The 25,718-nt window shown below is 32.3% G+C and carries 13 protein-coding genes; 12 read left to right on the top strand and 1 reads right to left on the bottom strand.

Annotated elements, in window-relative coordinates:
* The first annotated feature begins 146 nt into the window (after positions 1 to 146).
* The 12 genes from GQR97_RS04390 (at position 147) to GQR97_RS19780 (ending at position 24,959) form a co-directional block, all read left to right on the top strand.
* Positions 147 to 2,438 carry an NADP-dependent malic enzyme gene (locus GQR97_RS04390; protein WP_158845808.1) on the top strand — a complete coding sequence of 764 codons (2,292 nt, stop codon included), beginning with the start codon at positions 147 to 149 and terminating at the stop codon, positions 2,436 to 2,438.
* A gap of 40 nt (positions 2,439 to 2,478) precedes the next feature.
* Positions 2,479 to 3,060, top strand: coding sequence for a Holliday junction branch migration protein RuvA (gene ruvA, locus GQR97_RS04385; RefSeq protein WP_158845806.1), 582 nt, complete (start codon positions 2,479 to 2,481; stop codon positions 3,058 to 3,060).
* Between the two features lie 6 nt (positions 3,061 to 3,066).
* Positions 3,067 to 10,296 carry a cell surface protein SprA gene (gene sprA / locus GQR97_RS04380; protein ID WP_233267601.1) on the top strand — a complete coding sequence of 2,410 codons (7,230 nt, stop codon included), beginning with the start codon at positions 3,067 to 3,069 and terminating at the stop codon, positions 10,294 to 10,296.
* A 99-nt stretch (positions 10,297 to 10,395) separates the two neighbouring features.
* Positions 10,396 to 10,776, top strand: a complete 381-nt coding sequence (gcvH, locus tag GQR97_RS04375; protein ID WP_158845803.1) for a glycine cleavage system protein GcvH — start codon at positions 10,396 to 10,398, stop codon at positions 10,774 to 10,776.
* Positions 10,748 to 11,146: a VanZ family protein gene (locus tag GQR97_RS04370; RefSeq protein WP_158845801.1), complete on the top strand. Its 399-nt coding sequence runs from the start codon at positions 10,748 to 10,750 to the stop codon at positions 11,144 to 11,146. The genes gcvH and GQR97_RS04370 overlap by 29 nt, the downstream gene beginning before the upstream one ends.
* Before the next feature lie 61 nt (positions 11,147 to 11,207).
* Positions 11,208 to 11,927, top strand: a complete 720-nt coding sequence (locus GQR97_RS04365) for an energy transducer TonB (RefSeq protein ID WP_158845798.1) — start codon at positions 11,208 to 11,210, stop codon at positions 11,925 to 11,927.
* A gap of 128 nt (positions 11,928 to 12,055) precedes the next feature.
* Positions 12,056 to 12,850, top strand: a complete 795-nt coding sequence (locus GQR97_RS04360) for an energy transducer TonB (protein ID WP_158845796.1) — start codon at positions 12,056 to 12,058, stop codon at positions 12,848 to 12,850.
* Between the two features lie 156 nt (positions 12,851 to 13,006).
* Complete coding sequence (locus GQR97_RS04355; RefSeq protein WP_158845793.1) at positions 13,007 to 15,106, top strand: gliding motility protein RemB; 2,100 nt, start codon at positions 13,007 to 13,009, stop codon at positions 15,104 to 15,106.
* 589 nt (positions 15,107 to 15,695) lie between these two features.
* Positions 15,696 to 18,008 (top strand): chondroitinase-B domain-containing protein, encoded by a 2,313-nt coding sequence (locus tag GQR97_RS04350; RefSeq protein ID WP_158845789.1) that lies wholly within the window; start codon positions 15,696 to 15,698, stop codon positions 18,006 to 18,008.
* A gap of 40 nt (positions 18,009 to 18,048) precedes the next feature.
* A complete protein-coding gene (locus tag GQR97_RS04345) occupies positions 18,049 to 20,343 on the top strand; it encodes a heparinase II/III family protein (RefSeq protein ID WP_158845786.1) in 2,295 nt (764 codons plus the stop codon).
* A 270-nt stretch (positions 20,344 to 20,613) separates the two neighbouring features.
* Positions 20,614 to 23,115 carry a TonB-dependent receptor gene (locus tag GQR97_RS04340; RefSeq protein ID WP_158845783.1) on the top strand — a complete coding sequence of 834 codons (2,502 nt, stop codon included), beginning with the start codon at positions 20,614 to 20,616 and terminating at the stop codon, positions 23,113 to 23,115.
* 68 nt (positions 23,116 to 23,183) lie between these two features.
* A complete protein-coding gene (locus tag GQR97_RS19780) occupies positions 23,184 to 24,959 on the top strand; it encodes a glycerophosphodiester phosphodiesterase family protein (RefSeq protein ID WP_233267600.1) in 1,776 nt (591 codons plus the stop codon).
* 88 nt (positions 24,960 to 25,047) lie between these two features.
* On the opposite strand, the gene GQR97_RS19945 is transcribed toward GQR97_RS19780, so the two are convergent.
* Positions 25,048 to 25,209: a hypothetical protein gene (locus GQR97_RS19945; RefSeq protein WP_368736168.1), complete on the bottom strand. Its 162-nt coding sequence runs from the start codon at positions 25,207 to 25,209 to the stop codon at positions 25,048 to 25,050.
* Positions 25,210 to 25,718: the final 509 nt, after the last annotated feature.

The following is a 25,718-nucleotide window of genomic DNA, read 5'->3' as shown; positions in this document are numbered from 1 at the left end:
ATTCTTTAAAAGAATAGCAGTTTACATGGCAGGATTCTTATATTTGTTGGTTAGAAGTAGAGCGTTTTAAGTTATGAGATTATTTCAAATTAATTGAATTGATTTTAAAGCATAAAATGCTAACCATTAATTAAATATCCGTCTATATGAGTGAAGAAAGCAAGCGTAGAGAAGCCCTTATTTATCACGCAAAACCAACTCCAGGTAAAATAGAAGTTGTTCCAACAAAAAAATATGCCACCCAACGCGATTTATCTTTAGCTTATTCACCAGGTGTTGCAGCACCTTGTTTAGAAATTGAAAAAGATAAGGAAGCAGCTTATAAATATACAGCTAAGGGGAATTTAGTAGCTGTAATATCTAATGGAACGGCCGTTTTAGGATTAGGAAATATTGGTCCTGAAGCTTCAAAACCCGTAATGGAAGGTAAAGGTTTACTATTCAAAATTTTTGCAGATATTGATGTGTTTGATATTGAAGTTGACACTGAAAATGTAGATGCTTTTATAGAAACAGTAAAAAATATAGCACCAACTTTCGGTGGAATTAATCTTGAAGATATAAAAGCACCAGAGGCTTTTGAAATTGAACGTCGTTTAAAGGAAGAATTAGATATTCCTGTAATGCACGACGATCAGCACGGAACTGCAATTATTTCGGCAGCAGCCCTAATAAATGCCGTTGAAATAGCTGGAAAGAAACTAGAAGAAGTAAAAATAGTGGTGAGTGGAGCCGGAGCCGCAGCTATTTCATGTTCTCGTATGTACCAAGCTTGTGGTGCAAAACGCGAAAATATGGTGATGCTAGACAGTAAAGGTGTTATCCGTAATGATAGAGAAAATCTTTCTGATGAAAAATCAGAATTTGCAACTCACAGAAAAATTGATACTTTACTTGAAGCCATGGAAGATGCCGATGTATTCATCGGTTTGTCTAAGGCGGATATTGTATCTCCAGAGATGCTTTTGGTGATGGCTAAAAACCCAATTGTTTTTGCTATGGCCAACCCAGATCCTGAAATTAAATACCAGTTAGCAGTAGATACAAGAAAAGATATTATTATGGCAACTGGCCGTAGTGATCATCCTAATCAGGTTAATAATGTGTTAGGATTTCCTTTTATATTTAGAGGGGCTTTAGATGTTCGCGCTACTAAAATTAACGAAGCTATGAAAATGGCAGCGGTAAGAGCCTTAGCTAAATTAGCTAAAGAACCGGTACCAGAACAAGTAAATATTGCCTATGGCGAAACACGTTTAACTTTTGGTAAAGAGTATATTATTCCGAAACCATTCGATCCACGTTTAATTGCCGAAGTGCCACCAGCAGTTGCAAAAGCAGCGATGGAAAGCGGTGTAGCAAAACAACCCATTACAGATTGGGAACGTTATAAAGATAGTTTGTTACAACGTTTAGGGTCGGATAATAAATTAGTTCGTTTACTATTAAACAGAGCTAAACTAGCACCAAAACGTATTGTTTTTGCAGAAGCCGATCACTTAGATGTTTTAAAAGCAGCGCAAATTGTACATGATGAAGGTATTGCTATTCCTATTTTATTAGGAAGAAGAGAAACCATATTATCGTTAATGAAAGAAATTGAGTTTTATGACGATATTTTAATCATCGATCCAAAAGAAGAAGAAGAGAACGAGCGTAAAAACAAATATGCTAAAGTATATTGGGAACAGCGTAAGCGTCGCGGTGTAACTCTATATTCCGCGCAGCGTTTAATGCGTGAGCGTAATTACTTTGCTGCCATGATGGTTAACGAAGGTGATGCAGACGGTTTAATTTCTGGATATTCTAGAAATTATCCAACAGTAATAAAACCGATGTTAGAGTTAATTGGTTTAGATAAAGGTGTTTCTCGTGCGGCAACTACCAATTTAATGATGACGAAACGTGGTCCGCTATTTTTAAGTGATACTTCTATAAATATCGATCCATCAGCAAAAGATTTAGCTAAAATTGCTCAAATGACATCCAAAGTGGTTCAAATGTTTGGTCTAGAACCTGCTATGGCTATGGTGTCGTATTCAAATTTTGGATCATCTATTAATGATCGTGCATCAAAAGTTAGAGAAGCTGTTTCAATTTTACATAGAAACTATCCGGAAATGGTTGTTGATGGTGAATTGCAAACCGATTTTGCTTTAAATGATAAGTTACTTCGTGAAAAATTCCCGTTTTCTAAATTAGTTGGTAAAAAAGTGAATACTTTAATTTTTCCAAATTTAGACTCAGCAAATATCACTTATAAATTATTAAAAGGATTAAATGAAGCTGAATCTATTGGACCAATTATGATGGGTATGTGTAAACCTGTGCATATTCTTCAACTTGGAGCAAATGTTGATGAAATTGTTAATATGGCTGCTATTGCTGTAATTGATGCTCAGAATAAAGAGAAGGGTGGCGTTGAACACGCTGGCTAAAATAATTTTATTACATTTGAAAGTGAACCAATAACGTGCTATGATAACACACATTCAAGGAAAATTAGTAGAAAAAAACCCAACACATGTTGTAATAGATTGCAACGGTGTTGGTTATATGCTAAATATTTCATTACATACATTCTCTCAAATCCCAGACGGAGAGTTTTTAAAACTGTTTACACACCTTCAGGTGAAAGAAGATTCACATACATTATATGGTTTTTCTTCGGTTGCCGAGCGGGAAATGTTTAGGCTGTTATTGTCGGTTAGTGGTATTGGTGCAAGCATTGCGCGTACCATGCTGTCTTCATTAACGCCAAAGCAGGTGCGAGAAGGTATTGCGACAGGAGATGTTGCGCTTATTCAATCCATAAAAGGGATTGGAGCAAAAACAGCGCAGCGCGTTATACTCGATTTGAAAGATAAAGTTTTGAAGATATACGATATAGACGAAGTTTCTGTTTCTAAAGGCAATACGAATAAGGATGAAGCGTTATCTGCTTTAGAAGTGCTTGGCTTTGTTAAAAAACAAGCAGAACGTGTTGTGGATAAAATTGTAATAGCCGAACCCGATGCCTCGGTAGAATCTATTATAAAACAAGCCCTAAAAAAATTATAGTACATTTTGAAGAGAACTAATCTTTATTTTTTTAAATCAATAAAACATGTCGCTTTTTTGGTGTCCATGGTGTGTTTTTCAATAGCATCTTGGGGACAGGAAAAGGAACAGGATTCAGTAAAAAAAGGGTATCAGCAAGGTGAAATAAAAACATCACGACCTAACAGTATTGAGTCTAAATACACCTATGATCCATTAACCGATCGTTATATTTATACCGAAAAAATAGGGCAATTCAATATTAATTATCCTGTAATTTTAACACCAAAGGAGTATTATGCTTTGGTTTCAAAACAAAATTTAAGTAGTTATTATAAAGAAAAAGTTGATGCTTTTTCTGGTAAAAAGGATGGTTCTGATGATGCTCAAAAAAATCTATTACCAGAGTTTTATGTGAATTCCGATTTATTTGAATCTATCTTTGGCGGTAGTACCATAGAAGTAATCCCGCAAGGTTCTGTAGAAATGGATTTGGGTGTTTTATTTTCAAAACAAGATAATCCCACTTTTTCACCAAGAAATAGAAGTAATTTCACGTTTGATTTTGATCAACGTATCAGTTTAAGCCTTTTAGGAAAGGTAGGTACAAGACTTCAGATTAATGCAAATTATGATACACAATCTACGTTCGATTTTCAAAACCTTATAAAATTAGAGTATACTCCAACCGAGGATGATATTATTCAGAAAATAGAAGTTGGTAATGTAAGTATGCCGCTAAATAGTTCTTTAATAACAGGTGCTCAAAGTTTATTTGGTGTAAAAGCCCAATTACAATTTGGTAAAACAACTATAACTGGTGTTTTCTCGGAACAACGATCGGAATCTAATACGGTGGTTGCACAAGGCGGTGGAACTCTTGAGGATTTTGAGTTGTTTATTCGAGATTATGATGAAAACCGACATTTCTTTTTAGCACAATATTTTAGAGATAATTACGATAAAGCTTTAAAAACTTACCCATATTTAGATACAAAAGGATTACAAATTACAAGAATTGAAGTTTGGATTACTAACAGAAGTAATAGAACAGAAAACGTTAGAAACATTGTTGCACTTCAGGATTTAGGAGAAAGTGATAAGGTCTATTCTGCTGTTAATGTTTTCGGTGGCCTTGGTGCACTTCCTAAAAATGATAATAATGCATTCGATCCAACTAAAATAAATGTGGTTGGTCCAACCTCTCAATTAAATACAAGTATTAGAGATGTAGCAACTATAAAATCTGGTATAGAAGTATCGGGTACTAATGAAGGTTTTGATTATGCAACTCTTGAAAATGCTCGAAAATTAACGAGTGGTCAGGAATATAATTTAAATTCTGAATTAGGTTATATTTCATTAAATCAACGTTTAAATAGTGATGAAGTATTAGCTGTTGCCTTTCAATATACCATAGGTGGTGAGGTATATCAAGTAGGGGAATTTGCTAACGATGGTGTTAGCGCAACCGATGTAACAACAAATACGAATGGTGATGTCACCCAAGTTGTAAATAGCAATTTAGTTGTGAAATTATTAAAAAGTAGTATTACCAATGTCGATCTTCCTATCTGGGATTTAATGATGAAAAATATCTACGATACAGGTGCTTACAATTTAAGTTCGGAAGATTTTAAATTGAATATTTTTTATAATGAAGCTTCACCTTTAAATTACATTACACCAGTTGGTACAACCGATTTTCCAGATCCATTACCTGGAGAGAAACCTTTAGAAGAGCAACCGCTTTTGCGTGTTTTTAATTTAGATAAGTTAAATTATAATAACGATCCGCAAACAAGTGGTGATGGTTTTTTCGATTATGTAGAAGGGATTACAGTACTTTCTCAAAACGGACAAATTATTTTCCCGAATGCAGAACCTTTTGGAGAATATTTATTTGATGTTTTAGGTGGTGGTGATTATGAAAATGATACATCATACAACGAAAATCAAGAAAAATATGTTTACGATGTACTGTATAAAAGTACAAAAACAAAAGCTTTAGACGAGAGCGAAAAGAATAAATTCAAACTAAAAGGACGTTATAAATCATCGGGTGGTGATGGTATTTCTATTGGTGGCTTTAATCTTTCACCAGGTTCGGTAAGAGTTACCGCAGGTGGTCGTGTTTTAGTTGAAGGAATAGATTATACTGTAAATTATCAATTAGGGCAAGTTCAGATTTTAGATGAATCTTTAAAAGCTTCAAACACACCTATTGAAGTTTCAACAGAAAATAATGCTGTTTTTGGTCAGCAAACTAAGCGTTTCACTGGAATTAATGTAGAACATAAGTTTAATGAGAATTTTGTATTAGGCGGAACATTTTTAAATTTAAATGAACGACCAATTACTCAAAAAGCAAATTATGGTACCGAACCCATAAACAATACTATTATTGGCTTTAACGGGAATTATGCAACTAAAGTTCCGTTTTTAACACGCTTGGTAAATAAATTACCGAATATAGATACCGATGCAGAATCTAACTTTTCTGTTCGTGGTGAAGTTGCTTATTTACTACCAGGTTCTCCTAGCGGAACGGACTTAGATGGTGAGGCAACATCTTATATAGACGATTTTGAAGGTTCGCAAAACGCAATCGATTTACGTTCGCAGCAATCTTGGTTTTTATCTAGTAGACCTATTGGTTTAAACACACCTACTAATGGTAATGAAGATGATAATGGAATCCAAAACGGCTACCAGCGTGCCATGTTAAATTGGTATTCTATAGATCCTATTTTTTATACAAGCCAAAGACCAGGCGAAATTACAGATGAGGATATGTCTAGTCTTTATACAAGTCGTGTTTTTATTAACGAGTTGTTTCCAGATCGAGATTTAGTTCAAGGTCAAAATTCTGTAATTTACACGTTAGATTTAGCATATTACCCACAAGAACGTGGTCCTTATAATTACGATCCTGCAGCTGCAGACGGTATTGATAATACAGAAGCTAGAGATAGTTGGGCAGGTATTACGCGCCAGTTAACTTCAACAGATTTTGAGCAGCAAAACGTAGAGTATATCGAGTTTTGGTTGCAAGATCCGTTTCAAGAAAATCAAACTAATCCAGGTGGTAAACTAGTTTTTAACTTAGGAAATATCTCGGAAGATATTATAAAAGATGGTAGAAAGTTATATGAAAACGGATTGCCTGATGATGGTAATATCGATTTGCTTCAAAAAACAGCTTGGGGAACGGTTGTGCCTCAAAACCAATCTTTAATTTATGCATTCGATTCTACGGGAGACGAGCGTACTAATCAAGATGTTGGTTACGATGGGTATCCCGATTCTGGAGAAACACCAGTAATTGATGATGATCCTGAGCTTACTGCTATTTACAGTAACTATAGTGGCTTGGATGATCCTGCAAATGATAATTACGAGTATTTTTTAAATGCTGAAGGTGATATTTTCGATCGTTATAAAAAATATAATGGTGTTGAAGGTAATACTCCCGATTCTTTTAGCGATACAGACCGTGGTGCAAATACACAACCTGATGTAGAAGATATTAACCGTGATAATACCATGAACACGATTGATAGTTATTATGAATATGAATTAGATATTCAACCACAATATTTACCAACAAGTCGTGCGAATTTTGATAATATTCCTGATAGTAATCCTTTAAAGGAATATTTAAGAGATTTTAAAGAACAAGAGCGTACACTTCCAAATGGTGAGACTCCTATGGTAAGATGGTATCAACTTAGAATCCCTGTTGAGGGAAAAGATCGTGTCGCAATTGGTGGTATTAGTGACTTACGTTCTGTACGTTTTTCTAGAATTTATTTAAAGGACTTTGTGCAACCTACGGTTTTCCGTTTTGGTACGTTAGATTTGGTTAGAAGTGATTGGCGCCGATATACACAGACCTTGAATAACGATATTCCATACGATGCGGATACTGATTTTTCTGTTGAAATTATTGGTACTATTGAAAACGATGGAAGTTACGAGAGACCTCCGGGAATTGAACCTGAAGAACTTTATAATAACAATACGGTAGTTGAGCAAAACGAACAGTCTTTGGTGCTTAAAGCTTGTGATTTAGAAGCAGAAGACTCAAGAGGAGTTTATAAAAATGTGAGTTTCGATATGCGCCAGTATAAACGTTTAAGAATGTTTATGCATGCCGATGATGACGATTCTGGTAATTTAAATGATGAAGAACTCGTTGGTTTTATTAGAATGGGTAATGATTTAACCGAGAATTACTATCAAATAGAAATACCATTACAAGTTTCGCAGTCTACTACAAGAGAAGGGTTGTGGCCAACGGTTAATGAAATTAATATTCCTATTGAAATTTTAGGAAAGGTTAAAGCCCAAGGAGTTTCAGATATGACTTTGTCGAATGAAGATCCAACATTTTATGATATTATAAATGATGAACTTAGTATAGTAAGTGATGAGTTTACAGGTTATACTTCAGGCATCCATCGTGTAGGAATTAAAGGAAATCCTAATTTTGGAGACATTAGAACCCTTATGGTTGGGGTTAAAAATGTTTCTCAAGATAAAGGCGATGTTTGTGGTGCAGTTTGGTTTAACGAAATGCGTTTATCCGATATGGATAACGAAGGTGGCTGGGCAGCTGTAGTTAGTATGGATACTAACTTTGCCGATTTTGCAAGTATTAGTGCTACAGGAAGCCAAAGCACATCTGGTTTTGGATCTATTGAGCAAGGGCCAAGCCAACGTAGTTTGGAAGATGTTAAACAGTACGATGTTGTTACTAATGTTAACGTGGGACAGTTATTACCTAAAAAATGGGGGATTCAAGTACCATTTAATTACGGACAAAGTGAAGAGTTAATTACGCCAAAATACGATCAATATTACGAAGATTTAACTTTAGATTCACGACTAGACGCAGCAGAAACAAACGCTGATAAGGAACGTATTAAACAAACTTCGGAAGATTATACTAAACGCCAAAGCATTAATTTAATTGGTGTACGAAAAAATAGAACAGGTGATTCTAAACCAAGATTCTATGATGTTGAGAATGTTACTTTAAACTATTCTTATAACAAAGTAGAACATCGTGATTTCGAAATAGAAAAATCGATTAATAAAACGGTGCGTGTTGGTGCAAATTATGCGCACAACTTCAATCCAGTTACTATTCAGCCTTTTAAAAAGAACGATTCATTATTCACTGGTAAGTATTGGAAAATATTAAAAGATTTTAACTTGAATTTACTGCCGACAAGTTTCACTGTAAATACAGATTTAAACCGTCAGTTTAATAGACAAAAATTTAGAGATTCCGATTTGTCAGGAAGTTCTAATATTGAAATTGAAGAATTATTTAGAAGAAATTATACTTTCGATTTTCAGTATACCATAAATTATAATTTAACCGAGTCGCTTCAATTTAATTTTACGGCTTCTAATAATAACATTGTTCGTAATTATTTTAAAGACAATATTATTAATGGCGAGCAAGATCCTACACTCGATGTTTGGGATGGCTTTTTAGATTTTGGAGATCCTAATAGGCAAATGCAAAATATTGGAGTTACTTATCAATTGCCTATTAATAAAATTCCAACCTTTAGTTTTGTTAATGCTACTTACCAGTACACGGGTAATTTTCAATGGCAAAAAGGATCGGATTTATATGGTAATTTAGAACTAGATGGTGAAACTTACGATCTAGGAAACACCATACAGAATGCCAATACGCACAATATTAATACATCTTTAGATATGAATAAGCTGTATAAATATATTGGTTTGGTTAAAAAACCAATTAGGCGTATACGGACTAGAACGGCTGGGCCTCCAGGTTCTAAAACCTCTGGAAAAGATAAAAAACAATCTAAGGTTAAAAGTCAATCTAGCACCAAATTATTAAACGCTGGTATAGATATATTAACATCGGTTAAAAGAATTCAATTTAATTATTCTGAAAACAACGGGACTTACTTACCAGGTTATACGCAAACACCTGGTTTTCTAGGAACGCTTAAACCTTCTTTTGGGTATACTTTTGGTAGTCAAAGCGATATTAGAAGCTTAGCTGCGCGTAATGGTTGGCTTACTTTGTATCAAGATTTTAATCAACAATTTACATCTACCAATACAAAACAACTAGATGTGTCTGCAAGTTTAGAACCTGTAAAAGATTTAAAAATTGATATTGTTGCTAATAGAACTTACTATAAAAACTTCACAGAAAATTATAGAGTGGATGTTAATAACGATAATCAATATGTTGGGTTAACACCAAATACGTTTGGGAATTTTAATATTTCAACATTGTTAATAAAAACTGCTTTTAGTAAAAGTGATGAAACGGTATCTGATGCGTTTAACGATTTTAGAAGTAACAGACTTACTATAGCTCGTCGTTTAGCCGCTCAAAATGGTGCAGATGTTAACGATTTAGACGATGATGGTTATCCAAAAGGATTCGGTAAAAACAATCAGAATGTTTTATTACCAGCGTTTTTAGCTGCTTACACAGGTACAGATGCTAATAAAGTAAACATGAGTGCGTTTAGAAATGTGCCAATACCAAACTGGGATTTAAAATATTCTGGTTTCATGAAAATGGCATGGTTTAAAAAGCGTTTCAAGCGTTTCTCATTAACACATGGATACCGTTCAACTTATACTATAAATCAGTTTCAAACTAATTTAGATTATAATGAAGTAGATTTCTCTTTACCCTATGACGATCAACCTGATGATACCAAGGATCAGTCTGGGAATTATAAAAACGAACGTCTATTTAGCAACATTAACTTAACAGAAATGTTTAGTCCGTTAATACGAATCGATATGGAAATGAAAAATTCCGTAAAAATTCTAGCTGAAATTAAAAAGGACCGTTTACTATCATTAAGTTTCGATAATAATTTAATGACAGAGATAATAGGTAACGAATACATTATAGGACTGGGGTATAGAATTAAAGATTTAAGAATTAGATCGAAGTTGGCTGGTCCGCAAAAACGTATTGTTAGCGATTTAAATATGAAAGCCGATATCTCGGTACGTGATAATAAAACTATTATTCGCTATTTAGATCTTGAAAACAATCAAGTAACCTCTGGGCAAACCATTTGGGGATTGAAGTATTCCGCAGATTATGCCTTTAGTAAAAACTTAACGGGTATCTTTTATTTCGATTATTCGTTCTCCGAGTATGCTATTTCTACAGCTTTTCCATTAACCACTATTCGTTCAGGATTTACTATTAGATATAATTTTGGGAATTAATAAATAATCTATTTGAAATTCAAGATTGAATAAATACATTTGTGAAAACTTAAATGAATCAGTTTTACAAATTAATAGTATTTAATAAATAAAATTAAAATGAATATTCCAGCAGAATTAAAATACACAAAAGATCACGAGTGGATTAAAGTTGACAATGATATTGCTACAATTGGTATTACCGATTTTGCACAAAGTGAATTAGGAGATATTGTTTATGTTGAAGTAGAAACTTTAGACGAAACCTTAGAAGCTGAAGAAGTTTTTGGAACGGTAGAAGCTGTAAAAACGGTATCTGATTTGTTTTTACCAATATCAGGTGAAATTATTGAGTTTAATGAAGCCTTAGAAGATGAGCCAGAAAAGGTAAACACCGACCCTTACGGAGATGGATGGATGATTAAGGTAAAATGTTCTGATATTTCTCAAATTGATGGGTTAATGTCTGCCGATGATTATAAAGCTCTTATTGGTGCTTAAAAAATCTGCACTAGTCTTTGCTGTTATATATACCATTGTTTTGAGTGCGGCTTGCTTAATGTCGCTTAAAGACATGCCAAAGATAAATGTTTCTAATGGTGATAAAATATTTCATTTTGGTGCATATGCTGTTTTTGTAGTTCTGTGGTATGGTGCTTTTATATTCAATATAAAATTTGAAAAAATGAGAGCTTTATTATCTGCAACTGTATTCGCAGTAGTGTTTGGCATAGTTGTTGAAGTGTTGCAAGGTACAATGACGGACTATCGCTCAATGGATATTTACGACGTAATAGCGAACACCTCGGGAGCTTTATTAACGGCTTTAATATTGTGGCGAATAAATAAAATACAAGTTAAAAAGCAATAAAGACTTGTTTTTTTGATAAATAAATAGTTATTTTAGCAATCTTGATAAACTAATTAAATCTATGGAACCTAAAAAAAATCCTAAAGCAAATGTTGGACGTAACAGTTCACTCTATTTTGCAATCGGCTTAGCGTTAATGTTATTTTTAACGAACTATGCTATTAATTTTAAAACTTATGATGATGTAGTTACCGATATAGGAGTGGTAAGTATGGATGAAGTAATTGAAGAAGAAATTCCAATTACAAACTTAATGCAAACTCCACCACCACCACCACCACCACCAGCAGCTCCAGATGTTATTGAGATTGTTGAGGATGAAGTGGAAATTGAAGAGACTGTTATAGAGTCTACAGAAGTTGATCAAGAGACAGAAATTGTTGAGGTTGAAGAAGTAGAGGTTATGGAAGTTGAAGAAGATATTGAAGTTCCATTTGCAGTTATTGAAAACGTACCAGTTTTTCCTGGTTGCGAAAAAGGAAACAATGCGGCAAAGAAAGCTTGTATGTCAGAAAAAATTCAAAAATTCGTTACTAAGAAGTTTAATACTGAGTTGGCTAGTGAATTAGGTCTCTCAGGAAGACAACGTATAAACGTAATCTTTAAAATTGATAAAACAGGAAATGTTGTTGGAGTTCGTTCAAGAGCACCGCATCCAGGTTTAGAAAAAGAAGCAGCACGTGTTATCAATATGTTGCCAAAAATGAAACCAGGCATGCAACGTGGAAAAGCAGTAACAGTACCTTACTCTTTACCTATTGTATTCCAAGTTCAAGATTAAGTTTCTTTATGGCTGTTAACTAACAGTGATATAAATATAAAATCCCGTTACATTTCTGTAGCGGGATTTCTTTTTTGGTATGCTTATTGCAACTTTATCATAATATTAACATTTAAATTTTAATAATTATGAGTAATCCAAAGGAAACTCACGAACTCATTCGGCAAAATGAGCAAATCGTGAAAAAGTCGCAAAAGCATGATGCAAATTTACAAAAAAACTCCACCCTTTACTTTCAAGTAGGTTTAATCATCTGTTTATTTATGGTATACGGACTTTTTGAAATGAAGTTTGAATCCGAAATACCCACAGATACTGGGTTTAATTTTGATCCTGGACCAGAAGAGATTCGAATTGAAAATTTTAGAGTTTATGTTGAACCAGTAAAGGAAGTTCAACCAGAACCACAAAAATCAACAAAGTTAATAGACAAGGTTGAGGTGATTGATAATGATGAACCACTTAAAGAAGCGCTAAATATTAAAAAAGCAGAGCAGAAGACAACGTCTGATCCAATTAAGATTGGAGATGTAGTAGTTGTAGGTCCTCCAATAGAAGAGCCTCCAGTAGATTTTATGACTATTGAAGAGGTACCTATCTACCCAGGTTGTGAAAACAGAAAAACCAATTTAGATAAGCGAAAATGTATGTCTGAGAAAATAACCAAATTAGTTCAGAAAAAATTTGACACCAATTTAGGTAGTGAACTTGGCTTATCAGGAAAACAAGTAATTCGAACTCAATTTAAGATTGATAAAACAGGACATGTTACTGATATAAAAACGAGAGGAACACATCCCGATTTAGAGAAAGAAGCTCAACGTGTTATCAATAAAATTCCAGAAATGACCCCTGGAAAACAGCGAGATAAAAATGTAGGAGTTATTTATACTTTGCCCATAGTATTTAGTGTGCAAAATTAAAATACTCAATATAATTAAGCAAAAGCCGTTAACCTATATAGGTTAACGGCTTTGTTGTTTAAATGAAGAAGGTTTGTTGCCCTTCAAAATCTAAAAAATATAGTATCTTTCGAGCTTAAATAAATTTTATACTATTTATCAATACCCAGTAAAGTGATGAAACAAATACTTGTACTAGTTTTTATTTTGGTTCAATATTTTGGGAATGCTCAAAGTAGCTCGTATTCAGAAAAACCTCCAGTGTTTCCTGCTTGCGATAGTATTTCTTTTGATAAACAACAAAAATGTTTCGATAATCAAGTTCATGCACATATTTATAATAGTTTTAAGGTACCCGAAAAGGTGATAAAAGAAAATTATAAAGGTGAAGTGGTTGTGCTTTTTGAAGTGGATACAACAGGTTATTTTAAAGTAATTTATGTCGATGCGGTTTATAGTGAATTAAAACAGGAAGCAAAAAGAGTGTTTTCAGATCTTCCTAAAATTAAACCTGCTACTTATTACGGTCGCGCTACTTTTAAGCAATATTCGCTTCAAATTAAAATTCCTTTAGTTGATACAAGTTTAGATACGAAGAAAACTAATGACATAAATCTAATTTCTAAATTAGAAGAAGAAGCAAAACAAGAGTTTGATAAAGTTGATAAGGATTTAAAAGCTTTTGAAAATAAAGCCTATAACAGTCAGTTAAATATTCAGTTTACACATAGTGATTATGCCAAATTTGATAGACAAATGAATCTTGTTGGTACAAACAGCCACACAGCTTCAAAACCATTTGTTTATGATGATGTAGCGCCGTATTATGATTTTGATGAGGAAAAAGAAGCTTTAGAACGTGAAACTAAAACATGGGCTGGACAAAAACTTTGGAATGAGCATTTGGTGCAGTTACAAAGTGATGATTATTGGTTTACAATCGATCCTATTTTCGATTTAGAAGTAGGTAAAGATACAGATGCCGAATTCAGTTCAACTTACAATAATACACGTGGGTTTTTAGTGCAAGGTGGTTTGGGTGAAAAATTTAATTTCCAAGCTTCTGTTTTTGAAAGTCAAGGACGTTTTGCCGATTATGTAAATCGATATGCCGAGAGTTTAAAAGCTTTTGGTCCCGATCCTGCAATTATACCCGGTCGTGGTATTGCAAAACGATTTAAAACGGATTCTTATGATTATCCGGTAGCGGAGGCTTATATGTCTTATGCGCCTGCAAAATTTATAAATGTCCAGTTTGGTCATGGTAAAAACTTTATTGGAGATGGTTACCGATCTTTATTATTGAGCGATGTTGCTAGTCCGCACCCGTTTCTAAAATTAAACACTAAATTCTGGAAAATTAAATACACCAATACATGGATGTGGTTAAAGGATGTACGTCCGGAAGTAACTGAAGATGGTGCGTTTCTAACAAAATATATGGCTAACCATTATTTAAGTTGGAATGTCTCAAAACGATTTAATTTAGGTTTATTTGAATCTGTAATTTGGACAGACTCAAACAGTCGTGGTTTTGATGTAAATTACTTAAACCCTATTATTTTTTATAGAGCTATAGAGTTTGAAACAGGTCAAGATGCTGGAAACGCTATAATGGGAGCAACAGCAAAATATAAATGGAATGATCATATAAATTTATATAGCCAATTTGTTTTAGATGAATTTTCCCTAGCCGATGTAAAAGCAGGAGAGAGAAGCTGGAAGAATAAGTTTGGTTATCAATTGGGTGTTAAATATTTTAATGCTTTTAAGGTTGAAAATTTACTGCTTCAATTTGAATATAATCGCATTCGTCCTTACACGTATTCGCATAACACGATAGCTACAAATTACGGACATAATAATCAGTCTATGGCGCATCTTTGGGGCGCAAATTTTAGTGAAGCTATATTTATTGGTCGTTATCATTACAAACGGTGGTTTGCAGATGCTAAGTTAATTTTTGGTGTACGAGGTTTAGATTTTAATGATGATACAGACAGCTTTAGTTACGGTGGTGATATCTACAAAAACTATAACGATCGTCCATTCGACTCTGGTGTAGAAGTAGGGCAGGGAATAAAAACCAATATTTTTAATGGTAATTTGCAAGCGGGTTATGTTGTTAATCCAGCGTCCAACTTAAAAATATTTACAGATATTACTGTTCGAAATTTTAACCCAGACGCAACTACAACAACAACGTTTAAAAACAATACTGTTTGGTTTAATTTCGGAATTAGAACCGATTTATTTAATTGGTATTTCGATTATTAGTCTCATCTTAAGAGTTATATCCCTTTTTTTATAATTTTTTTTCTTCAAACTTATTGAGGCGATTTCTCGTTGCATTAGATTTTATTTTTAATATATATTCCGTAAAGGCCTTTATTTACATGAGGTAGTTAAGCTGGAAGGTATTTGTGGATGTTCTAACGTTTGTTAAGCTATAGGATTTTAACCTTATAATATGCTCAATTATCAAATATTTGTGTTAAAAAAATTTGAATACCTTGAAATTATGCATATATTTGGAAAACCAATCTGGTTAACCAATTTGGTTTTCCAAGATGTTGTTCGTCTAAATTAAGTATGAAAACAAAACGCTTTTTTCTTATATGCTTGTGGTATTTGTAGAAATATATAGCACTTTTGATGAAAGGTTAATTTTAGGGAAGAATTTAGTAAATAATAATATAGATATTTCAAGTTTAAATAGAGGTGTTTATCTTTTAAGAATGAGCACTTTAAAAAATAAGCTTGGTTAAAAAAATTATAGTTGAGTAGTTAGTTGTTTTTAAAAGAAGGTCTTTGTTGTAATTGGCCTTCTTTTTTGTTTATTTTTAAATTATCAAAAATATTTTTTATGAATAAGTTAGTTTGCCTTTTATTGGTAGTTGCATTGTCTTTTTCCTGCAAGGAAAGTGTTAAGAGTTCGGATACTCTAGTTAAGACTAATAAGGAGTTGTATGAAGCTATAACAAATGCAAAAGCCGGAGATAATATTGTTTTAGCAAATGGTGTTTGGGAAAATGTAGAAATAAAGTTTGTTGGTGAAGGGACAGAGAAAGCTCCAATTACTTTAAGTGCAGAAACTCCTGGCAAAGTATTCATTGAAGGTGTTTCTAATTTAGAAATTGCGGGACATTATTTAATTGTAGAAGGCTTGTATTTTAGAAATGGTTATACACCAACAAGTAATGTTATTGCATTTAGAACTAGTGAAGAAGAAGTAGCGAACTATTCTAGGGTTACCAACTGTGTGATTTTAGATTTCAACCAAAAACAACGTGATAAAGATGATCTTTGGATTCAACTTTTTGGAAAACATAATCAAGTAGATCATTGTTATATTGCCGGTAAAACTAATGGTGGTCCAACACTTAGAGTAGATTTAAAAGGCAATCAAAGTATTAGAAATTATCATCAAATTGTAAATAATCATTTTGGGCCAAGACCAAGAAAAGGTGGTGCGCGAGGAGAGTCTATTCAATTAGGTAGTAGTTTTACATCTATGTCGCCTAGTAATACAACTATTGCTAATAATTTATTTGAAGAATGTAATGGAGAGGTAGAAATTATTTCTAGCAAAACAAATTTCAATGAAATTAGAAATAATGTATTCTATAAAAGTGAAGGTTCTGTGGTAACACGCCATGGTAATTATGCTGTTATTGATGGTAATTATTTTATTGGAGATGGTGTGAATAAAAACTTTGGAGGAATTAGACTTGTAAACACAGGACATTGGGTTATAAATAATTATTTCTATAATATTATTGGTGAAAACTTCAGAAGCCCATTGGCTGTTATGAACGGAATACCAAAATCACCATTAAATAGATATAATCAAGTTACAGATGTTGTGGTGGCATATAATACTTATGTAAATTGTAAATCGCCTTGGCAGTTTGGAGTTGGTACTAACATAGCTCAAGCAGATGTGTTACCAAAATCGGAAATTCGTTCGGCAAGAGCCCTTAGAACTAACGTTGCTAATAATATTATTTATAATAAAACAGGAGATAAAAATGTAATTATTGAGCATGATAAGGCCGATGGTGTTCGATTTAGTAATAACATAATTAATAATCAAGGTGTAGATTTTGGTAACAAAGAAAGAATTGAGGCCAATAAATTTGAATTAACAAAAGTTAGTGAGAATATTTTTTTGCCTAAATTAACAGGTGAATTTGATATATATCAAGGCTTTGGATTTGAAACCATTACCAAAGATCTTTTTGGAAATTCTCGAGTAGATAATAACTCTATCGGTGCAACAATTCAGGGGAAATTAAATGCTCCACCAATTTTAGATAAAACTAAATATGGAGCTAGCTGGTATTCTAATGAAGTTGAAATTATAGAGCCTAATGTTATAGAAGTTACTGCAACTAAAGGGCAATTAGAAGCTAAAATAGCGGCAGCTAAAGCAGGAGATATTATCTCTTTAAATCCAGGAAAACACCAGGTGTCAAAATCTATAGTAATTAATAAAACCATTACAATTCAATCTAAAGGAAGCGATAAGGCTGAAATAGTGTTTGAAGGATTAGAGAATACGCCGGTATTTGAGCTAAATCCTTACGGAATTTTAAATATTAAAAACATTATTCTTACTGGAAATAATTCAAATTATGCTTTTGCAAGTTTAAAAGAAAATATGTCTAACCATTTTGGCTTAACAGTTTCTGGTTGTGAGATAAGCGACTTTAATTATGTTTTAAAAGTGTATAAAGAATCGTTTGCAGAAAAAATCACGTTTGAAAACACGTCGATTTCAAATTGTGAAAATGGTTTAGAATTATCTGAAGAAACAAACGATAGAGGTGATTATAATACAGAATATCTAACAGTAAATAGCTGTACGTTTGATAATGTAAAACAAAACGTGATTGATTATTATCGCGGAGGTTACGATGAGTCTACCATTGGTGGGAATCTAAACGTTACAAACAGCACATTTACTAATTGTGGAGAAAAAGAACCAAACAAAATGTTGTTAAATCATAGAGGTATTGTTTATGTAAATCTTACAAAAAATACTTTTAAAAATAATAAGGTTGATTATGTTGCCATTCTTTGGGGAGCTAAAGAGAATTACGAATCGGATAACGAACTCAGTAATTCTGGTAAAATTAAAACCGAAGAGAATTTAAAAATGACGTTAATGTATTAAAAGACGCTTCAGTTTAAAAAATCATTAAAACAGCATTAAAATGTTTTGTTCTACAGCTTCAATTAAAGTATATTTTATATTAAAGAAAAGAAGTTTGCAGCATTCAAAATTAATTTTAATACTGTTTTTTCTTGGAATAATTTCACCTATTTACGCTCAAGATATTCCTTCTGGAAGTATTATTGAAAATCAAGAACTCTCTAATTATTTAAAGGAAAGTGTAAAGGTTCAATTAGGTAATGAAAGTGAAATATCAATAGCAGTTCTTGCTAATTATTTGCGAGAAAAATTTTCCGAACGTTATTTTTTCAACTGGAAGAATAAAGACGAACGCTTTTTAGAGTATAAAAGTTTATACGCTTCCGCGGAAAAATCACATATAGAACGAGCCAAAGATCATATAGCAAAATTTCCAGATGCTACACAATGGAAACTCCCGTTTAACTACCAAAATGGAGAACCGGTAAACGCTTATGCTATGAGGCATTTGGCACGCCAGCATAAAATGATCGATATCGCTTATTTATATCATTATAGAAACAAGGACACTACATATCTAGATTATTTTAAAAATCAATTAAAGTCTTTAAACACTGCGCTTGCTTCTGATCAATACGAAAAAATAGAAGATGGAAATGGTGTTTTCGAATCATTTAGGTCTGGTTACCGAGTTTTAAATTGGTTGCAAATTCATAATTTGTTTTTAGGGGAAGAAAGTTATACAGATGAAGATGAGTTAATCACTATAGCAACGCTTTTACAGCATGGTCAGCATTTGTATGAACATAACGCTAAGTTTCATGCAGGTAATCACCAAACAAGAGGTTTGTCGGCTTTAGCCATGCTTTCTATATTACTTAGGGATTTTGAAGGAACAGATATATGGTACAATCACGCTATGAAACTTTTGGAAGAGCATTTATCTAAAGAAATAAATGATGATGGTTTTCAGTTTGAGCGTACGGTACATTATCATATGAGTGATATTGGTAATTATTATTACGTTTATCAGCTTGCAAAAATGAGTAATCTAGATGTGAGTCCGTTTTGGAAAGATAGATTGAAATCCCTTTTTGTAAGTTTAACAAAAATGGCGTATCCCGATAAATCGGCTCCTGTTTTATCTGATGATACTGATGATCCTTGGGCGGAAAAAAATAATATTTCTGGCGCTTTAACGTTGGGTTATTTGTTGTTCGATTCACCTAAAATGGGCTATTTTGCCAATAGTCAGGTAGACGCTAAAATGTTTTGGTATGTTACCGATAAGCAGTTAGAGATGTTGAGTGATATTGAATCTAAATCGCCAAGTATGAAATCGGTAGAATTTGCAACTACAGGTTATTACATAATGCGTGAAGGTTGGGAGAAGAATGATAAAATGATGATTATTTCTGCTGGTTTAGATACCGATAAGCCAGATCATCAGCATGGGGATATGTTAGGTGTTCAAGCTATGGCCAACGGAAAAGTTGTTTTACCAAATTATCAAGTACGTTATTCCTTGGAAGATTTGGAGCTTTTTAAAAATTCTATGACAAAAAATGTGGCTTTGGTTGATGATGAATTAATAGGTAAACAATATACGTCTAACAAAGGAGGAAGCGGTTTTGGGAAGTTTTTAAATTTACCTAAGCCAAAAATAACTGCGTGGGAGAAAAATAAGGATTTAGATATTTTTATAGGAAGTCATGACGGGTTTGAAAATATAGGTGTTAAATATAACCGACAAGTCATTTATCTAAAGGATGATTTTTGGATTGTAAAAGATAATTTTACATCTGAGGAAAAGCATACTTATAAACAGGTTTGGCAAGGGCATTATACTTTAGAAGAAGGAGCGAATTTAATTCGTTCTAGTTTCGATGATGCTTCTGGATTGGATATTTTACAAATAAATAAAGCCGATGCTGTTTTAAACTCTGGACAACGTGGTAAACAATGGTCGGTAGTTTCAAAAATGAACGAAAATAATTTCAGTTTTATTACGGCTTTATATCCTTATGAGGGTTATAATAATAGAATTGATGAAAATGTCAAAATGCCCAAAATAAAAGGGTGGGAACTAAATACTTCAAGTTATAACATTACAGGAGAAGCTGCTTCGAGTTTGTCTAAAGGACATGAGGTCGTGCTTTTTTCGGCAAAATCTTTGGAGTTGAATAGCGTTAAAATTGAGTTTTCTGAAAGTTCGGATATGTTTATAAAATACTCTGATAGTGTTTTAACAATTCAATGTTTAGGAAAACAAGATGTAAAGACTCAAGTGAAAACATCTAAAATTAATGAAGCATTTTTAATAAAACCTGGAGAAGTTATTTTGATTAAAATTTAAATATTTTTTTGGTTAATTATCATAAAACAAAAGGAAAACTCTTTGATAGATTTGTTATTTTTGGAATGACCCGATTAAGAAGGGATACAACAAAACGAATATTCAAAATTAATATAATGTATCCAATGAATTATGATTATGTAAATTTTTCATATAAATAAACTAAATACAGATAAAAAAGTAACTGTGAAATTACATTAACCTAACAAGGTTGTAATACTGCGGCCATAAATTTGGATTTTATAACAATTCTTTAAAATCCAATTAATAATGCACTTTAAATTTTTATTTACATCATTTATACTGTTTAGTATAATCAATATTAATGCCCAAACTACAGGCACATTAAAAGGTACAGTTACTACCGAAGAAGGAGAACCAATTATATGGGCTAGTATCTTTATAAAAGATCTGTCTATGGGAACAACGTCTGATGTTAATGGAACATTTTTATTAGAAAAAATTCCAAATAATACTTATGTAGTTCAAGTATCATACATGGGGTATAATGCAATTAATAAACAGGTAGAAATTACAACTACAGAAACTATTCAGAATTTTACATTAAAAGAAAGTTCTTATATGTTGGAAGGTGTTTTAGTAACATCACAAAAAAGAGAACAAAAAAATAAAGACGTTCCAATTGCCATTACATCTTATGGAACAGACTTTATTGAAAATCAAGGAACCTTTGAATATGATGCTTTGTCAGAATATGTGCCTGGTTTTCAAGTGCAAATTCAAAGTGTTAATAATCCAGGTATTGTAATTAGAGGCATTACAAGTGATAGTGGAGATTCTAGAGTAGAACCAAGAGTTTCTATTTTTCAAGATGGAGTTTCTATCAGTAAGTCTAGAGGTTCAGTTGTAGAATTATACGATATAGAACGTGTAGAGGTTTTAAAAGGCCCGCAAGGAACATTGTTTGGTAGAGGAGCTCAAATAGGAGCCATGCACATTATCCAAAATAAAGCGAAAAATGAAAAATCGGGATCTATAAAATTAGGATATGGTAATTTTAATCAATTTTTAGCTACAGGGCATTTTAATGCGCCTTTAGTAGGAGATAAATTGTTTTTTAGAGCAGCCGGAATTTATAATGGAAGAGATGGTTTTATTGAAAATATTTCTGGTAGAGATTTAAACGGTAAAGAAACGTTGGCTTTTAGAACTTCATTTAAATATCTAATAAATGCTGATACCAATTTAGACGTCATTGCAAATTGGCAAAAAGATACACCACCTGGAACTTCTTTTAAAAGTGGAACTTATGCACCTTTAGGTGGAGATACAAACCCAAATACTTTTGCTGATTTAGAAAGAGGTGAAGAATTAGGTTTGGACAGAACTGTTTGGGGTGTAACCGCTATTTTAAAACACGAGTTTAATGATGTTTGGGATTTAACCTCTACAAGTGCCTATAGAGAGTTTGATTCTAATGAAGCTTTTGATGCAGATGGAACTGCTGCACCTGCGTTATTCTTTAATGAAATATCAATAGGAAAACAATTTAGTCAAGAATTTAGATTTAATTTTGATAATGATGATAAGTTTAGAGGTTTTTTTGGAACTAACTTCTTTTATGAAGATGGTTCACAAAGTGTGCCTTGGGAGTATGATGAAAGAAGTGTGGCTATGTTATTATTAGATCCTGCTAACCTTGTTGTTGGTGGTGTTCCAGTTTTATTATCAGCTATTCCAAACGACCCAACTACATTTGGTGCAATTGCAGGCGCACCATTAAATTCATTTAATAAAGAAGCTTATACAAATTACGGGAAAAATTATTCTGGAGATATTTTTGCTGATGCTTCTTATGATGTTACTGATAAATTATCATTTACATTAGGATTAAGAGCAACATTAGAAAATATAAATGCCGCTTATGAGGTTATAGATACAGAAACACCTTCTTATTTAGGGTATTTATCAGGAAATTATCCAAACACATTATTTGCACCAACAAATGGTAAAATAGAAGCTAGTGAAAACTTTTTATCAGCAGTGGGTCGTTTTGCTGTAAATTATGAAATAAATGAAGAGATTACATTATTTGGTACAACCTCTAGAGGTAGAAGGCCTAATGTGATCAATGTAACAGCAACAGAAACTAATATTTTATCTGATGAAATTGTTTGGTCTTATGAGGTAGGTGCAAAATCATTATTTTTAAATAATAGATTACAGTTTGATGTAAATGCTTATATGTATGATTATTCAAACTTTCAAACATCGGTAGCTAAATTAGAAGATGGGGCTTTAACAAATACAACAGAAGATAGCGGTAATGCAAGCTCTTTTGGTTTTGAAATGGCTTTACAATATGCTTTTTCAAAAACGTCAAGCTTTTTTGCTAATTATGGTTATATAGATGCTTCTTTTGATGATGAAGATTCTGATGGAAATCCACAAGAATTAGCTGGAAATACATTTAGATTAACACCTAAAAACTCATTTTCAGCAGGTTTTAATATCAATTTAGATGTCAATAAAAATTTAGATTACTTCTTTAGACCTACATATACTTATAAATCTAAAGTATTTTTTGAAGAAACAAATTTACCTGATATTTCTCAAGATGAATATGGTTTATTGAACTTTAGAACCGGTTTTGTTATTAATAAAGATTATGAAATTAATTTTTATATTACGAATGCTTTAGATAAAGAATTTATTGTTGATGCAGGGAATACAGGTGGTGCATTTGGTATTCCTACTTTTATTTCAGGTGCTCCAAGGTTTTTTGGAGTACAAGTAAAAGCAACGTTTTAATATAAATATTAGTAAAACTAAAAGCTATCTAATACGTTTTATTGGATAGCTTTTTAAATTCAATAAGTATGCAAAAAACATTTTTCACATTTATATTTTTAATAACTTTTGGTTTTGTTATTAAAGCACAAGAAATACAATCAGTAAAAAACATAGAAAATATTGTGAATGCCAAAGAAAGCAACACTAAAAATATAAAGCCGAACAATCAAGCCAGAATTATTTGGTCAGAAAACTACAAAGAAAAACAATCTCCAATAGCATTTGTGTACTTACATGGTTTTGGTGCAAGTAGTAGAGAAGGAGAACCCATTATGAGTAAACTTTCTAAAAGATATAATGCTAATGTTTACATGTCACGTTTAAAAGAGCACGGTATTAAAAGAGCGGATAGTTTTAAAGATTTAACTCCAGAAAATTATTTAGAAACAGCAAAGGAAGCGTTATCTATCGGGAAATTAATTGGTGAAAAAGTAATTCTAGTAAGTACTTCTACAGGTGGATCTTTAAGTTTAAAGTTAGCTTCAGAAGATAGTTCTATTGCAGGATTAATCATGTATTCTCCTTTTATAGATCTTATAAATCCTGCTTTTAAAACAATTGTTACGCCAGAAGGTAAAGCAGGATTTATAAAAATGAACAAAGGAAGTGAAATTATAAAACAAACGAGACCGGAAGAAGAAGCAAAATACTGGTCTACAATTTATCATGTAGATGGATATGAAGCTTTAATTAAGATGATTATAAAGACCATGACACCTCAAACTTTTTCAAAAGTAAAAACGCCTACATTTGTTGGTTATTATTATAAAAATGAAGAAGAGCAAGATCAAGTTGTTTCTGTTCCGGCAATTTTAAAAATGTTTGATAGTTTAGGAACTCCGGAAAATAAAAAAGTAAAAAAAGCTTTTCCAGAAGCAGGAAATCATGTTATAGGTTGCGATTTAAGGTCTAAAGATAGGCGAAATGTATACAATCAAACAGTGGCTTTTATAGACGATGTCATTTTAGAGAAACAACAAAAATATAGTTTTGATTTACAAGGTCATAGAGGTGCTAGAGGTTTAGCTCCAGAAAACACCATTCAAGCTTTTGAAAAAGCATTAGCTTTAGGTGTCAACACGTTAGAATTAGATGTGGTTATTAGTAAAGATAACAAGGTAGTTGTTTCTCATGAGCCTTGGTTAAATGATGAGGTTACTTTAGATTCAAAAGGAAAAAATATCACAAAAGAAGATGCTTTGGCTTTTAATATTTATAAAAATAAATACAAAAAGATAAAGAGTTACGATGTTGGTTCTATTGGAAATCCGAAGTTTTTATTGCAGGAAAAAGAAAAAACTTATAAACCATTATTGTCTGAAGTTATCGCTTTTGCTGAAGCGGAAAATAATAAAATTCGTTACAATATTGAACTTAAAAGTACACCAACAGACGAAAAAAACGGATTTCAACCTTCTGTTGCTGAATTTTCTGATCTTGTAATTGAGCAATTAAAAAACGCGAAATTACCGTTAGAAAGAATAACGATACAAAGTTTTGATTCAAGAGTTTTAGAATATATTCATAAAACATATCCAGCATTTATTTTGGCATTTTTAACGTATCAAAATGATTTTGAAACGAATATGAAAATGTTAAGTTTTGTACCAGAAATATACAGCCCATATTACATTCTATTGAATAAAAATGAAGTTGAAATGATACATAATAATAATAATAATAATCTGAAAATAATTCCTTGGACCGTAAATAAAAAAGAGGATATGATTAATTTACTTAAAATAGGCGTTGATGGTATTATTACAGATTATCCAAATATTGCAATTCCTTTAAGAAAATAAGTCAATTATTTCAACCATTTAATAAAAAAAGAAGAGTGTCAAGGGCATACTAAATTATGAAGAATTGATGTTTAACACCAATTTCATTTTATAATGTCGCTATAAAAGCATTTAAATAATGATGGTTTCCGGTAATTGATTTAATAGTTTTTCGACTCATATTATTGACAGATTCGTGTAGCCAGGTCCTTAAGTCTTCCATAGATTGAAATCGCTGATTTTTATAACGTTGCTTCATGTATTGACATATTTGTTCGCAATGGTTTAGTTCAGGGGAATATGGAGGTATTCTGAATATATATATTCAGGTTCCTCTATGTTTTTTGTTGAATGGAACCCTGCATTGTGTATAATTACAATTTTAAACCCTTCTGGCTTGTATAAGGAAAATTGTTTTAAGTATGTTTCAAAAATAATAGTGTCTACTCCATTAATTTCCCATACAAAATATCACCATTTATAGGCGAATAACTGCCATATAAGTATATAGTTTTAAAACTTGTAGGTAGGAAACAATACGCTTTATTCCAGATGCGGTTAGATATTTTCTTAGATGGGTCATCATACCAAACTTAGCTTCATCTTGAAAATATAGATTTATATCACTACACTTATATTTATTTAGACTTAATCTATTATATTTTAAGGTATTAGGTGGTTTTTAAAAAAGTATTTACTGCTTGGTCGTCTTTTTTATAATGAGATTTTCTAGGACTTTTAAGCTTTGTTTTAAAATGCTTTATTAAGTATTGCCTCAAT

Origin of the sequence: Algibacter sp. L1A34 (assembly GCF_009796805.1) — a bacterium.
Lineage (GTDB): Bacteria > Bacteroidota > Bacteroidia > Flavobacteriales > Flavobacteriaceae > Algibacter.
This window is presented reverse-complemented; position numbering and strand designations above follow the sequence as displayed.